The organism is Gordonia sp. JH63, from assembly GCF_009856645.1.
GTDB classification, from domain to species: domain Bacteria; phylum Actinomycetota; class Actinomycetes; order Mycobacteriales; family Mycobacteriaceae; genus Gordonia; species Gordonia hongkongensis.
On the sequence record NZ_CP047235.1, the window covers coordinates 1485068 to 1499242 of the forward strand.

At 67.5% G+C, this 14175-nt stretch carries 16 protein-coding genes and 1 tRNA gene; 12 read left to right on the forward strand and 5 right to left on the reverse strand.

Annotation, left to right across the window (positions count from 1 at the left end; translation table 11 throughout):
• Window positions 1–113: 113 nt before the first annotated feature.
• From GR168_RS23870 to glpR, 3 genes are all read left to right on the forward strand, one after another.
• Window positions 114–575, forward strand: coding sequence for a hypothetical protein (locus GR168_RS23870; RefSeq protein ID WP_238995033.1), 462 nt, complete (start codon window positions 114–116; stop codon window positions 573–575).
• Window positions 576–793: 218 nt separating this feature from the next.
• Window positions 794–1459: an SIMPL domain-containing protein gene (locus GR168_RS06715; RefSeq protein ID WP_065630197.1), complete on the forward strand. Its 666-nt coding sequence runs from the start codon at window positions 794–796 to the stop codon at window positions 1457–1459.
• 148 nt (window positions 1460–1607) lie between these two features.
• Complete coding sequence (gene glpR / locus GR168_RS06720) at window positions 1608–2900, forward strand: gephyrin-like molybdotransferase receptor GlpR (RefSeq protein WP_159370363.1); 1293 nt, start codon at window positions 1608–1610, stop codon at window positions 2898–2900.
• An 80-nt stretch (window positions 2901–2980) separates the two neighbouring features.
• Here the strand turns inward: glpR and GR168_RS06725 are convergent, their stop codons facing one another.
• On the reverse strand, window positions 2981–3724 hold the full coding sequence (locus GR168_RS06725; protein ID WP_068970883.1) for a hypothetical protein: 744 nt from the start codon (window positions 3722–3724) through the stop codon (window positions 2981–2983).
• Between the two features lie 75 nt (window positions 3725–3799).
• Between GR168_RS06725 and GR168_RS06730 the strand changes: the two genes are divergently transcribed.
• From GR168_RS06730 to GR168_RS06755, 7 genes are all read left to right on the forward strand, one after another.
• Window positions 3800–3872: transfer RNA gene (locus tag GR168_RS06730), tRNA-Ala, on the forward strand.
• Between the two features lie 98 nt (window positions 3873–3970).
• Complete coding sequence (locus GR168_RS06735; protein WP_065630245.1) at window positions 3971–4273, forward strand: nucleotidyltransferase domain-containing protein; 303 nt, start codon at window positions 3971–3973, stop codon at window positions 4271–4273.
• An 11-nt stretch (window positions 4274–4284) separates the two neighbouring features.
• Window positions 4285–4647, forward strand: a complete 363-nt coding sequence (locus tag GR168_RS06740) for a HepT-like ribonuclease domain-containing protein (RefSeq protein WP_159371853.1) — start codon at window positions 4285–4287, stop codon at window positions 4645–4647.
• A gap of 178 nt (window positions 4648–4825) precedes the next feature.
• Window positions 4826–4984: a hypothetical protein gene (locus tag GR168_RS23875; RefSeq protein ID WP_238995034.1), complete on the forward strand. Its 159-nt coding sequence runs from the start codon at window positions 4826–4828 to the stop codon at window positions 4982–4984.
• Window positions 4981–5268, forward strand: coding sequence for a hypothetical protein (locus GR168_RS06745; protein WP_238995035.1), 288 nt, complete (start codon window positions 4981–4983; stop codon window positions 5266–5268). The genes GR168_RS23875 and GR168_RS06745 overlap by 4 nt, the downstream gene beginning before the upstream one ends.
• A 109-nt stretch (window positions 5269–5377) precedes the next feature.
• On the forward strand, window positions 5378–6322 hold the full coding sequence (locus GR168_RS06750) for an alpha/beta fold hydrolase (RefSeq protein WP_068971188.1): 945 nt from the start codon (window positions 5378–5380) through the stop codon (window positions 6320–6322).
• Window positions 6323–6381: 59 nt separating this feature from the next.
• Window positions 6382–7668, forward strand: coding sequence for a family 1 glycosylhydrolase (locus tag GR168_RS06755; RefSeq protein ID WP_159371854.1), 1287 nt, complete (start codon window positions 6382–6384; stop codon window positions 7666–7668).
• Between the two features lie 15 nt (window positions 7669–7683).
• On the opposite strand, the gene GR168_RS06760 is transcribed toward GR168_RS06755, so the two are convergent.
• Together GR168_RS06760 and GR168_RS06765 are read right to left on the reverse strand one after the other, a co-directional pair.
• Window positions 7684–8007, reverse strand: a complete 324-nt coding sequence (locus GR168_RS06760; protein WP_068971187.1) for an AzlD domain-containing protein — start codon at window positions 8005–8007, stop codon at window positions 7684–7686.
• Entirely contained in the window at window positions 8004–8786 is a 783-nt protein-coding gene (locus tag GR168_RS06765; RefSeq protein ID WP_159370364.1) for an AzlC family ABC transporter permease, read from the reverse strand. The genes GR168_RS06760 and GR168_RS06765 overlap by 4 nt, the downstream gene beginning before the upstream one ends.
• 57 nt (window positions 8787–8843) lie before the next feature.
• Here GR168_RS06765 and GR168_RS06770 point away from each other — a divergent pair, with 57 nt between their 5' ends.
• Window positions 8844–9407, forward strand: a complete 564-nt coding sequence (locus tag GR168_RS06770; RefSeq protein WP_065630190.1) for a helix-turn-helix domain-containing protein — start codon at window positions 8844–8846, stop codon at window positions 9405–9407.
• A gap of 410 nt (window positions 9408–9817) precedes the next feature.
• Complete coding sequence (locus tag GR168_RS06775; protein ID WP_159370365.1) at window positions 9818–11446, forward strand: DEAD/DEAH box helicase; 1629 nt, start codon at window positions 9818–9820, stop codon at window positions 11444–11446.
• A 502-nt stretch (window positions 11447–11948) separates the two neighbouring features.
• Here the strand turns inward: GR168_RS06775 and GR168_RS06780 are convergent.
• A complete protein-coding gene (locus GR168_RS06780; protein WP_137808695.1) occupies window positions 11949–13034 on the reverse strand; it encodes an IS110 family transposase in 1086 nt (361 codons plus the stop codon).
• Window positions 13035–13235: 201 nt separating this feature from the next.
• On the reverse strand, window positions 13236–14033 hold the full coding sequence (locus GR168_RS06785) for a maleylpyruvate isomerase N-terminal domain-containing protein (protein ID WP_238995036.1): 798 nt from the start codon (window positions 14031–14033) through the stop codon (window positions 13236–13238).
• Window positions 14034–14175 lie beyond the last annotated feature (142 nt).

The following is a 14175-nucleotide window of genomic DNA, read 5'->3' on the forward strand; positions in this document are numbered from 1 at the left end:
GAGGTACGAACTCGTCCGAATCGAGTCGTCGGCGGTGAACAGCGACGGCATGAAGGTCGCACCTCGCTGATCACGATGTGCACCATCGGCTCCCGCCTGTAGCGGGCGAGGCAGTGGTCGATGTTGAGTACGTCGGCCGCGGTGAACAGTGGTGTCCGGCCGGCCAGGGGCTGCACGGAGTCGAGGTCGGCGCCGCGGTCGATCAGCAGGCGCAACGCATCGTCGCGACGGTGGCGCACCGCGGTGTGGACCACGTTGCCGCCGATCCGGTCGGATGCCTCGACCAGTCCCGCGTCGAACCCGATCAGGGTGCGGAAGGCAGCGAAACGGTCGAGCAACACGCTGTAGGCAACTGCGTTGTATCGGCCGGCGCCGGGGAGATGCGGGTCGGCGCCCGCCTGCGGCAATGCCGCCACCGCGCCCGGTGGTTCGAACTCCACTGCCCACTGCAGCGGCGTTATGTCCACGCGGCGCGGGTCGGTGTCCGGATCACCGCCGTGTTCGTGGAGGTCAGCGCCCTGTGCGAGAAGGGATTCGATCTGCGCCCGGTCGTCCCGCCGGGCGGCGTCGAGTAATCGAACGGTGGGGGCGGTGAAGTAGTCGGCCGCGTCCACGCGCGTCGAGACGACCTCGGCGATCCACCCGCACCCGGCGACCGCGCACGCCGACATCGCTGTCGCGAACAACGCAATCAGTCTTCTCATCCGCACCACGATCGTCCCTTCACGGCACTTGAACGATGTCCGATTTGTACGATAGTCCGCGCCGGCTCGCCGACGCATAGGCTCTTCGCATGACCGAGCACACCGACCATCTCGAGATCGTCGTCCGTGGCTCCGCCCGCGGGCGCTACCGGCCCGAACGCGGGATCATCCACCTCGCCGTGCGAGTGGAGGGTGCGGACAAGTCGGCCGTCTACACGCGGGCGGTCGAGGTCCACGCAGACCTGACGCGCGCGCTGACCGATCACGAGACGGCCGGCGCGGTGGCCGGCTGGTCCGCCGATTCGGTCCGGGTGTACTCGTACCGCCCGTACTCGGAGACCGGTGATCTACGAGACCCGGTCTACAACACGCGTATCCGAGTCGAAGCGGAGTTCGTCGACTTCGAGCGGCTGTCGGAGTTCATCGACGTCTGGGCGTCGGTCGACGCCGTCGAGATCGGTGACGTCGACTGGGACCTCCGCGCGGAGACCCGGCGGGACCGCGAACGGGAGCTGCGTCGTGCCGCGGTCGACGACGCGATCGTCAAGGCGCAGGCCTACTCCGACGCCGTGGGTCGAGGGCCGGTGGTTCCCGTCCTCCTGTCCGATCCGGACATGGCGCCGCGGGTGCCGCAGGCATCTCGTCGGGCCATGCCGATGGCGGTCGCGGCCGGCCCGCCCCCGCCGTCACTGGAACTGCGGACCGACGACATCGAGATCGGCGTCGCGGTCGACGCGCGCTTCCGCACGGCCTGACCCGCTTCTGCTGCCGGTGTTGCTGAGAGGCGCGTGTGAAACCACGCCGATTCGGTTGTCCCACGGCGCGTCTACCCGGGCGTGACTGCTCGCAGCCCTAGATTGTGGAGTGGCCTCGTGTGACCAGAGTGAATGAAGGGAGAGTCGCATGCCCAACTCCGTACTGTGGGTCTGTCTCGTCGCGGTCTGGCTCTTCGTGCTGGTCCCGATGGTCATCAAGGGACGCCCGCAGATCCTGAAGTCCACCGACGCGGCACGGAAGACGCGACTGCTGCATCGCGGAGGATCGCGTGCCACGACCGCGACGAAGAACCGCCGCCGGTCGTCGGCGCGTCACCCGCACGATCCGTCCTGGAAGTCCTCGCGCCGCAGCGCCACCGCGACGCTCGAGGCCGACGCCGACGCCGACGCCGAGAACGATGTCGACGCCGAGAAGGCCAAGCCTTCGACCCGACGTGCCGGCAGCGCGAAGGTCGAGAAGCCGACGGTGGAATCCGTGGATGGCGACACCGACTCCGAGACGGTGGACGCGGCTTCCGACGACGACTCCGTGAACGGTGACATCTCCGCCGACGCCGACGCGGACACCGACCGGGACCTCGATGCGGAGTCCGACGACGAGGCGACCGCGGACGCGGACAGCACCCCTGCCGCCGAGGTCGATGACACCGACGAGCTCGACAACGAGTACGAGGACGACTTCGCCGACGTCGACGGAGAAGTCGAGAACGGCGAGCTCGAGGACGCCGAATACGACGACGCCGAATACGAGGACGACTCCGAATACGAGGACGACTCCGAATACGAGGACGCGACAGACGAACTCGACGAGGACGAGTACGACGACTACGCCCGCGGGTCGCGTCGCACCGAATCGTCGTCGGCTCCCGTCGCGGAGTCCGAGGAGGATGACGTCGACGACGCCGCCGACACCGACTTCGACGAGGTGGCCGACAGCCGCCCGGCGGCGCGGACGGCGAGCAGCCGGCGGACGGGGCGCAGTGTCTACTCGTCGGAGAAGGAACGCGAGCTCAAATACCGCGAACGCCAACGGGTCACGGTGGGTCTGTTCGTGCTGGTGCTGTTGTCGGTCGTGGCCGGCGTCGTCGTCGGGACGCCCGGCTGGGTGGCCACCGGCGTCCTCGGCCTGCTACTGGTCGGCTACCTCGCGTACCTGCGGCGCGCGGTGAAGACGGAGCAGCAGATCCGGGCACAGCGACTCGCCCGTGCCAAGCGGTCGGCGCGCGCCGAGGAGGAGCGTCGTCGACGCGCCGCCGCGGTTCCGGAGTTCGCCGCCGCCCCGCCCCCTCCGCGACTTCGGCGACCCGGTGGCGCAACGGTTCTCGAGATCGACGACGAAGATCCTGTGTTCGATCACATCCCGCCGTTCCAGCGTCGACGGATGGACCGCGAGGACCTGCAGTACCGCCGCGTCGGCTGACTCGTCGAGAGCACTTCGGCAGCGGATCCGTTCAGCAGTGGGTGTCGCCCGGCGGCACCCACTGCTGACGCGTTCAGGGCCTACTTGGTGAGTGCCGGCTTGCCGTGCGCGTCGAGCCACGCCTGACCGGCTTTCGCGGCCCGGGACAGTGCGAAACGCTCGCCGAGGTAGGTGGCCGGCGCCCCGATCACGGGGATGTAGGCCAGCATGCGGAAGAACGCCATCGGCTGCGGACGCTTCTCGAACTCGTCGTCGACGGCGCGAAGCAACTTCGCCGCATCCCAGATCGCGGCGAACAGCGACTTCTCTCGCTCTTTGGGTTCGGACGGCAGGGATTTGCCGGACTCGGCGGTGACATCGGGGTTCGTGAGGTCGCGCTTGCACAGCACCGACGCCAGCAACTGCACCTGTCGCTTGCGATCGGTGACCTCGTACTCCCGGGCGATCGCGACCAGCACCATCGCCTGGTTGGCGAACCCGAGGTACGGCGTGATCGGTAGACGCTTCGCCCACACCCCGAAGACGCCCGGGAACGCCACGGCGCCGGTGTTCAGGGTGCCGATCCGGGTCACCCACCAGCTCGCGCGCTTGTGCATCGACCGCTCGGACCAGCCCTTCGTGCCGGGCCACTCCGCGACGTCGAGCAGCTTCGACGCCGCGTGCTGAGCCTGCTGCAGACGCGAGTCGGAATGATCGTCATCGTGGAAGGTGTGGCCCTTCAAGCCGAGCGGATCGCGCTCGGCGAGGGCATCGAGCACGGGGTTGATCACCCCCACGACATTGTCGAGAACACCGGCCAACTGCTGATCAGACATCTGAGGCACCCGACCAGCCTAGCCGTTTGGGAGTCGGCGGCCCCGGGCTGATAAAGTGGCTCGCGGTTGGTCGCAAGGCCTCCCGGGGCTATGGCGCAGTTGGTAGCGCGACTCGTTCGCATCGAGTAGGTCTGGGGTTCGATTCCCCATAGCTCCACCGCACGAGAGGCCCCGTTCACCCGAGTAGGTGTACGGGGCCTCTCGTTCTGACGCGCTGGTCGTCGAGCCATGGCCAAATCTGAGAGACTGGTGAACATGATCACCGCGATCCCGCTCGACGTCGATGCGATCGGTGCGGTGTGTGCGCGTTTCGGCGTTGCCAGGTTACGAGTCTTTGGTTCGGTACTCACCGAGAGTTTCGATCCCAGCAGCGACGTCGACTTTCTCGTGGAGTTCAGGGGGGATCGTGACAACGTCTTCCATGACTACTTCGACCTTGAGGCGGCGCTCGAACAGATCGTGGGGCGCGACGTCGACCTGGTGATGGCCAACGCGGTGAAGAATCCGTTCGTGGCGAAGTCGATACTCGACAATGCCGAAGATGTCTATGCGGCCTGAGAAGAATCGGGCTGCCTACATCTGAGGCACTAACCGCCGCACGAAACGTCCGGCTCATCGTGGCCGACGTGTCTTTGGACCAGTACATCGGTGACCTCCTGGTCGAGTCGGCGACGGAACGTCAGATCGAGATCGTCGGTGAAGCGCTTCGCGGTCTCAGACATCGGGATCACGTTCTTGCTGAGCGAATACCGCATGTACACAAGATCATCGGGATGCGAAACTTCCTCGTTCACGGCTACGCGCAGGTTGACAGCTCGATCGTGTGGACGGCGGCAACCAAAGACGTATCCGCGCTCATACCGGTGCTGGAGCGCCTTCTCGCCGAGTTCGACCGTGAAGCCGGCGACGTTAAAGGTGAGAGCCACGCGTAGGGTCCGCACTCTCGCCTGCAGGCGGTAGCGCGACACGTTCGCATCGAGTAGGTCTGGGGTTCGATTCCCCATAGCTCCACCGACAACCCGTTCCGGCGCTCGCCGGGGCGGGTTTTCTCGTATCCGATCCGCTGGCTAACGACCGCATCACCGCGGTCGTCGTTGTAGATTTTCGCGCATGACCGCCGCGATGCTGACGTTCGCCGGAACGCTGCTCGTCGCGATGATCGGCGCGGTCATCGCGCGGCTCGACGCCAATACCGGCACCAGAAGCTGTCGCAGAAGGTCGACATCCTGGCGAAGCTGCCGCACGACTCGGCGGCACATGCGCGGATGAGCGGAATCGTCCTCGACGCCATCGACGAACTCGCGGAGTACGAACACCGGCGGCGGAGCGCGGTCTTCCAGCGTCGGGCACTCACCATGGCGTTGCTGGCCTGGCTCGTGGTGGTCGGCCTGCGCATCGCGGCCGAGCAATTCGACGTCGGACACTACGAGCAGATCATGCACTACGTCGCGGTCACGCTTCTCGTGCTGGGATTCGTGCTCGTCTTCGCCTCGGTGGTGGCCACCATCCGCGACATCCGGCACCGTCACGACGAGGAACCCGCGTCCGACTGACGACGTTCCGCTCACGGAAGCCGAGTTCCGTCGCGCTGGGATCCGCCATCTCACAGTGGGTCCTGTGAAACACACATCGTGCCCTGAGACGGTTTGTTAGTTTCCGTCCATGAGATCGCCGAGGATCGTGTGGGGCCTGGTCGTCGCCGTGATCGGGGTGCTGGTCGTGACCGTGGCACCGGCGCGCGCCGACCCGCTGCCCGTCACCTACAACTTCCTGGCCGGGATACCGAACGAGCTCGCGGACCCCGGGGGCTCGCTGCCCGGGTCGAACGACTGGAACTGCAAGCCTTCGGCGCAGCATCCCAACCCGGTCATCCTCGTGCACGGGACCGGCGGATCGCAGCAGACCAACTGGGGCACCTATGTCCCGCTGCTGAAAAACGAGGGTTACTGCGTGTTCGCGCTGACCTACGGCGCGGTGAAGGGAACCCCGTGGCCGATCAGCGCGATCGGCGGCATGGGTGAGATGTCCGCCAGCGCCGCCCAGTTCGGCGCATTCGTGGACAAGGTCCGTCGGACGACCGGCGCGTCCAAGGTCGACATCGTGGGCCACTCCCAGGGGACGGTGGTGCCCGCGTACTACGCGAAGTACCTCGGCGGACGGGATGCCATCGGCAACTATGTGTCGTTGGCTCCGGCGTGGCGGGGCTCTGGGGTCGGTGGGAACGACGTCATCATGCCGATCGTCCGGTCTCTCGGGTTGCGGCCCGAGCAGGTGCCGTTCTGTCAGGCCTGTGCCCAGCTCGATCCCGGCGCGGCGGTACTGCGCAAGATCGCCGCCGGGGGCTACTACCTGCCGTCGATCCGGTACACCAACATCGCCACCCGCTACGACGAGCTCGTGGTGCCGTACACGCTGGGATTGCCGCCGGGCGGATCGAACGTGCGCAACATCGTTGTGCAGGACGGGTGTTCGGTCGACTACACCGAGCATGCCGGGATCGCCGGGTCGCGTCGCGCGGCGTTCTTCGTGCTCAACGCGCTCGATCCGGCGAATCCACGACCGGTTCCGTGCGATCGCGCCGCACCCATCACCGGGAGTCCGTTCTGAACGTGAGCAGGCGACGTCTCGGTGGTGGCCGTCGGCGGGTGCGGGCCGGCGTCGTGGCCATGTCGTGCGCCGCGATGCTGCTCGCGATCTGCGGTCTCGGCGGTGTCGGGACCGCCTCGGCATCCGTTCCGCCGCTCGGCCCCGCCTTCGAATTCGGCGTCGCCCAGTCCGGTTTCCAGTCCGAGGGATACAACCGTGACTCCAACTGGGTCCGTTACGGAAACCAGGGCCGGGTCGCCCACCGTGTCGGCAACGCCGTCGACTTCTACCATCGCTACGCCGAGGACATCGCCCGCGCGAAGAGCCTGGGCGTCGGCATCTATCGGACGTCGGTCGAGTGGTCGCGAGTGGAACCGTCGCGCGGCCGGGATGATCCGGCAGGGTGGGCGTTCTACGACCGGGTGATCCGCGCGGTCGTCGACGCCGGGATGCGACCCATGATCACCCTCAACCACTGGGTGCACCCGGGCTGGGCGGTGGATCTCGGGGGTTGGAACCGTCCGCAGATGTCCGCGGACCTCGTGCGTTTCGCCGAGCGTGTGGTCGACCGGTACTCCTGGGCCGACCCGCTGTGGATCACCTTCAACGAACCCACCGAATACGTTCGGCGCGAACTGATGTACGGGGGAGTGGCGCCGCAGAACGTGGGGCTCATGGCCGACGGGATCGTCGCCGCGCACCGGGCGATCCACCGATACATCCACCGCGTGCAGCCGGGCGCCCAGGTGTCGTCGAACATGGCGTACTACCCGATCGCCGGCCTGCAGACATGGCTGGAATCGGTCTTCCCGCAGCGAATGCGCGACACGCTCGATTTCGTGGGCGTCGACCACTACTACTCGTTCTCGGTCACCGACGCCTCCGTCGCCAATGGTGCCTCCGGTGAGTTCTGGAAGAGCTCGCAGGCACCGGAGAGCATCTACTACGTGCTACGTCATGTCGCGCAACAGTTCCCGGGTAAGCAGATCCGGGTGATCGAGAACGGACTGGCCACCGACCCGCAGGGCCGGCGGCCCGACGGTTACCGCCGGGCCGATCACCTTCGCGACACCGTCTACTGGTTGCAGCGCGCCCGACAGGACGGCATCGACGTGGCGTCCTACAACTACTGGAGTCTCACCGACAACTACGAATGGGGCGACTTCGATTCGCGCTTCGGTCTGTACACCGTCGATGCGGAGCGTGACCCGACTCTGACCCGTCACCCGACCGATGCAGTCGCCGCCTACCGTGAGATCACTCGCGACAACGGCGTTCGCCCGGGGTACCGCCCGACGCGGATGCCGGTGACGTGTTCACTCGTGGCGGTGCCGGACAGTTGCGCGAATCCGGCTGTCGTGCGGTGACTTTCTCGCCGACACTCACGCGACGCCGAGGGCCCGCAGGCCGGCGGCGGTGGCCGCGGCGAGGATGACCACGACCGCGAGGGGCGCCCTCAACAGCGCCGCGATCACCCCGACCGTCACGCCGGCGGGCCGCGCCCAGCCGGCGAAGTCGTGGTCGATGAAGAAAGCGCCGGTCAGCGCGACGGCGACGAGCAGGACCACGGTCGCCCGATCCAACAGCTTCTCGACCGCGTCCGAGACCGAGATGCGGTTTCGCAGAACGGGTCCGGCGGCGCGCATCGCATAGGTGCCGAGCGCGAGAACCGTGATGCCGACGGCGAGGGAGATGCCGGTGCTCATCGACAGCCCGGAGCGCTGTTGTGCTGGAGCGCCTCTCGCGACGATGCGGTCTCGTTCACGGTGTCCGTCCTCGTGCCGGGTAGGGCCGGTGCGCTCGGTGGGGTCCGCCGAAGCCGGCGGAGTGACTCCACGGCGGCGAAGCCCACAAGCGCTCCCATGATGGGCAACCCGGCCGGTAGGAACGGCGTCGAGGCCACGGCCACCGCCGCGCCGATCGTCACGGCTGCCCAGGTGGCGCCGTCGCGCAGGGCCGGGATGGCCAGCGCGGCGAGCAGAGCGGGGAAGGCGGCGTCGAGCCCGAGGCTCGCGGGATCGGCGACCACACCGCCGAGCGTGGCACCCAGTGCTGCGCCGACGGGCCACGAGACCAGAACGCCGAGTCCGCACAACAGGAAGGCGGCCCGTGCCCGACGCGGGTCGGATTCGGCGGTCGCCAGCGCGGCCGTCTCGTCGTTGATGAGGTGGGCGCCGAGGACGATCTCGGGGGTGCCGCGCAGGTGCTTCCCGACGGCGAGGCCGTACCCGAAGTTGCGGGTGTTGACCAACAAACCCGCCAGTGCGGCGAGGATCGGCGCGCCGCCGGCGGCCAGGATGCCGACGAAGACGAACTCCGACGATCCGGCGAGGACGACCGTGGCGATCACAACGATCTGCCAGAGGGCGAGACCCGCGCCGTGCGCGGCCACCCCGTACGACGTCCCGATGACCAGAACGGACAGGGACATCACCACGACGGCGCGCAAAGTCGCCGTGTCGAGTGTTCTCCAAGCCGAACGCATGACTATCATAGTGAACAAGAGAAGTGTGTTCGTCAAGATGGACGATCGGACGGTTTGATGAACGAGGCTCGGTCGGTGAACCCCAAAGAGCTGGTCGCCGCGTCGTTGAAGAGGGAACGCACACGAGCGGGTCTGTCGCTGACCGAGCTCGCGCGTCGTGCCGGGATCGGGAAGTCGACGTTGTCCCAGCTCGAATCGGGGGAGGGGAACCCCAGTGTCGAGACGCTGTGGGCGCTCTCCACGGCGCTCGGTGTGCAGTTCTCGGCGTTGCTGGACTCGCCCACGCCAACCGTCGAGGTCATCCGGTTCGGTGAGGGGCCCGTGATCCCCGCCGCGGACGCCGACTACTCGGCAACCCTGTTGTCCACCGCGTCGCCGGGGTCGCGGCGCGACATGTATGTCATCCGCGCCGAACCGGGCAAGCCGAGGGTGTCGGCACCACATGCGCGCGGGATCATCGAACACGTCGTGATCAGTTGCGGCCGAGCGCGTCTCGGACCCACCGAGGCCACCGAGGTGCTGTCGGCCGGTGACTACATCTCGTATCCCGGCGATGTCGAGCACGTCTTCGACGCGCTCGAGCCCGGCACTGTTGCCGTGATGCTCAGTGAGGCGTTCTGAGGTTGCGGGACACAACCTTTCAAGTTCGTGCAGGCCCGGGAAGCGCCGCTGAAACCGCCCTCGGGCGGCGCAGCGTCGACCGCGTGCCGTCGGAAGCACCGTCCTGGGCGGTCTTCGGTCGGATTTTCGACGACCCTGCCGGTGTGGGCGAAACGCGACGTGCATCACAGCGATTCGCGGTATCGATCACCGACGCGTACTGTTGCCAGAAGTGATGCGCCCGTACAGGGCGCGTCTAGCGTCGTAGAACGCCTCTCTCGCAGGTCCGGGCATCCGACACCGGTCGGCCACCTGCCATTGACTTCATACGGCGAACGAGCTCGCGCACCCGCGTGTTCGCCACCGGCACCGCCCCTGCACGTCAGTCGTGCTGTTCGCGTGCCAAGCACAGGAAGAAACCTGCACACCACATGACTGCTGTCCTCGAAAACCCGGCCACCTCCACCGATGCTGCTGCGTCGGCGCCTGGTGTGTCGTTCGAATCCCTCGGTGTCCCAGCCGAACTCGTCAAGGTTCTCGCCTCTCAGGGCAAGACCGACGCCTTCCCGATCCAGAAGGACACCCTCCCCGACACCCTTGACGGCAAGGACGTCCTGGGCCGCGGCAAGACCGGCTCGGGCAAGACCCTCGCCTTCTCCATCCCGCTCGTCGCCGGTCTGGCCGAGATGCAGGTCAAGCGCTACGTGGGGGCACCCACGGGACTGATCCTGGCGCCGACCCGCGAACTCGCGACCCAGATCGCCGCGGTCGTCGAGCCGCTCGCCGCGTCCGTGGGACTCACCGTCACCACCGTGTTCGGCGGCGTCAAGCAGACCCGCCAGGAGCAGGCGTTCCGGCGCGGTGTCGACATCGTCGTCGCGTGCCCCGGACGTCTCGAGGACCTGATGCGTCAGGGCATCGTCCGGCTCGACGAGGTCGAGATCACCGTGATCGACGAGGCCGACCACATGGCCGACCTCGGCTTCCTGCCCGTCGTGACCAAGATCCTCGCCGCGACCCCCGCCGACGGTCAGCGGATGCTGTTCTCGGCGACGCTGGACAACGGCGTCGACAAACTGGCCAAGCGGTTCCTCGACAACCCGGTGCTCCACTCGGTGGATTCGGCGGAGTCGCCGGTGGCCGCAATGACCCACCACGTCTTCGAGGTCTCCTCGGCAGACAAGCAGGATCTCGTCGCCGAGCTCGCCTCCGGCACCGGTCGACGCATCCTGTTCATGCGCACCAAGCACCAGGCCAAGAAGCTCGCCAAGAAGCTGACCGAGGCCGGGATCCCGGCCGTCGACCTGCACGGCAATCTCAGCCAGGCGCAGCGCGACCGCAACCTGGCCGCATTCGGCGAGGGCGACGTCCGCGTCCTCGTCGCCACCGACGTCGCCGCCCGTGGCGTGCACGTCGACGGCATCGAACTCGTCGTGCACGTCGATCCGCCGGCCGAGCACAAGGCGTACCTGCACCGCTCGGGCCGCACCGCCCGTGCCGGGTCGGCCGGCGACGTCGTGACCGTCTGCCTGCACGAACAGCGTCGTGAGGTCGCACAGCTACTGCGCAAGGCCAAGATCAAGGTGACACCCATCGCTGTCGACGCATCGTCGGCAGCCGTCGACGAGCTCGTCGGCGAGCGCGCCCCCCGCGTGTCCGCTGCGGCACGGGCAGCCGCCGAGGCCGCTCGTGGTGGCGGTGCGCAGGGCGGCCGGTCCCAGGGAGGTCGTTCCCAGGGCGGTCGTTCGCAGGGGAGTCGACGCGGCGGTCGTGGCCGAGGCCAGGGCGGCAACGGCGGCGCTCGTGGCGAGAGCCGGAGCGCCGGAACCGGCGGCGGCCGGAACGCCACCGGCGGTGACTCGCGCGGTACTCGCGGCGAGGGCCGCGGCCGTCCGGCTCGCAGCGACTCGCGCGCGGGCGGTTCGCGCTCATCGGACGCACGAACCGGAGGCCAGGGACGCGGCGCCGGGCAGTCGCGCGGCGGTGACCAGCAGCGGGCGGGCGCCCGCGGGCAGGGACGCCGGGCGAGCCGTCCGGCGGGTTCGCCGACCGGTCGCTGACCGGGCCTCACCCGCGAAAGACAACTGAAGATCGACGTTATTGCGCGCCCGGAGTATCTGAGGCCTGGCGGCGCCGTTGTGGACTACGAAAGAACACCCGTGAGCGTCCAGATTCATGCTCCCTGAGGTGCGAGCGAAGCGAGCCACGAAGGGCGAGGTGCAACGCTCGCCAGCCCTTCGTGGCTCGTCGCTGATATGTAGTGCTGCTCTGTCAAGTCCCATGGCGAAATTGCCTCCTTCTCAGGGGCTGTTGTGGGGTTGGCCACCCGCCGCGGTGTGTGGTGGTCGTTACTCGCGACGGTGTTGTCGGACTGATATACGCGGGTTGGTTACCGCTCAACGGTGTTCGACAGGAGATGAAAACGCTGGCCGACGGGTCTATGTAAACGTGCGTACCGTGCACCCAAAAGTGCTGGCGCACATAGCGACGCCGTGGATTCGTTCCCTGTTCACCACAGCGGGAGTCCCGCGACGGGTGGCCAAGATTGTGTGTCAGTGCTGGTTAGTCGTCGAGCACCGCCAGCGACCAGCACCAGCCGGCGAGCTCACGAGCGATCGCGGTGTTGGCCACGCAGGGATGTTTGCTGCGGCGGTCGAATTGTTGCCAGCGCTTGTGTAGCCGACGATTGCCGGCATGGCCACGGGCGCGGGCAGCCGGTGTAGCAGCCTCCCACCGGCGGCGCATGGTCTGTCCGGGTGTGGCGTAGGGGCGTCGGTGTTGCCAGGCCGCCTCGACCAATAGCCGCCGCACGTGGGCGTTACCGGCCTTGGTGATCGATCCCTGACTGCGGGTCCCGCCGGTCGAGTATTCCGAGGGCACCAACCCGGCGTAGGAGCCGATCGTGGCGCCACTAAACCGTGACCAGTCGCCGATCTCGACCGCCAAAGCGAACGCGGTCAGCGTCGACACGCCCCGCAGACACGACAGCCGGGTGACCACCGCCCGCCACGGATCGGTGGCCGCGGTCTGTTCGATCAGCTCATCGAGGCGGTCACGGCGGGCGGTCACGCTCAACACCGCGTCCAGGTCGTTGTCGAAGGCGGCTTGCAGCAGCGGCAGCTCGAAACGTTGACGCTGCAGCCACCGCTGATGAACACCGGTCCAGGGTTTCCCGCCGGAGTAGACGATCCCCTGTCGCAGAAGCAGTTTGGACAATCGATGCCGAGCGCGCATCAAGTCGCTGCGGGCGTCCTCGCGGGCGCGGACCAGATCCCGTGCGGCTTCGGTGCCCACCTCAGGAACACTGACCGCCACCACTTCGCCCAGGCGCAGCAACTTCGCCAAGTGTGCAGCGTCTCGGGCATCGGTCTTGACGCGGTCCCCGGCTGGCCGCTGCAGCTTCGAGGGCGCGGCAACCACACACTCCATCCCGGCCGCCGTGATCGCCCGCGCCAATCCAAAGCCGGTCGGACCGGCCTCATAGGCCACCCGCACCGGCGGGGCCAGGCCTTGTAGCCAGCTGACGATGGTCGCCGCATCAGGGACCAAGGTCTCCCGAATCACCTGCCCGGTGTCTTCATCGATGGCGTGAGCGACCACCGAGCGTGCGTGAACATCCAATCCGACACTTGTACCCTGAACAATCACCGGAGGCCTCCTGATCTGCAATGTGGTGCTACCGCCGAGTGTGAACTCAGCAGCAGCAACCCACGATGTGTTTGCAGCTTGAGGCCTTCGGCCCCAAGGCCCTCATACCGTCTATCGCTCCTCACACCTCAGGGAGCAAGGGTTATGTGCTTCTTTCGGAACAGGGAGCGGGGGTTGGTCGCGCGCTCTGCAGCGGGGCGATCAGGCAGGCAGGAACCGCTGGGCGAGTCGCGGCGCGAGCCACGGCCGGGCACCCCAGGCGATGCCCTTCCCGGTGAGGCCGACCCACCCCGGTGACAGGCGACCGTAACCGGCGAGGAGAGCGGTCGCGGGGTCCACGCTGATGTGGACATCGGCCCGGCGTGGCTCCGGCGGATCGATGTGCAACTCGCCGTCGGTGAACTCGTAGACGTGCCGTTCGCCGCACCCGCGGAGCCGGATGTCGTAGGTGCCGGAGTGCCGGGCGGCGTGCACCGGATCGACCCAGCTGGGCAGGATGTGTTGGCGTGCCCGGATGATCATCAGCACCACGTCCGGTTCGACCCACCAGCGGGCCCCGACAGCGCGTGCGATGTCGTGGGCGTGCACCACGAACTCGCCGATCAGCAGGCCGAGAGCGGCGTCGGCCCGGATGACGCGGTCGCCGTCGAAGTGCATCTTCGGGACCTGCGCGTGGAAATGCGACACCTCGTCGACGAGTTCGCGGAGGTCGTCGGTCAATCGTCGGCAGAGCAGTGTCACGTCGCGCGTCGGCAGGTTGGCGATCTGTTTGGCATTGAAGTCGGGTACGTCGACCGCCGAACAGCACCACTCACCTTCGCCGCGCGCGAGTTCGAGGAAGCGCGACGGCGCCATCGCGACATGGCCAACACAATCGGTCAGCGTCCAGGCGGGGGCGTCGGGAAGCCGGGTGTCGGGGTCGCCGACACCGAGCACGAGATCGGTGAACCGATCCGCAGTCGTGAGCGCGGCGTCGATGTAGTCAAACCTCGAGAACATCCTCGTCGCGCGTGGTTCCTCCCCCCACATGGGGCACGAGATTACCCCGGCCCGTTGCGACGTGCGACACATTCCGTGCCAACACGTCGAACCTGTGGACAGATGTGCAAGGTGCGCAACATTATTCACAAACGCGCACGGT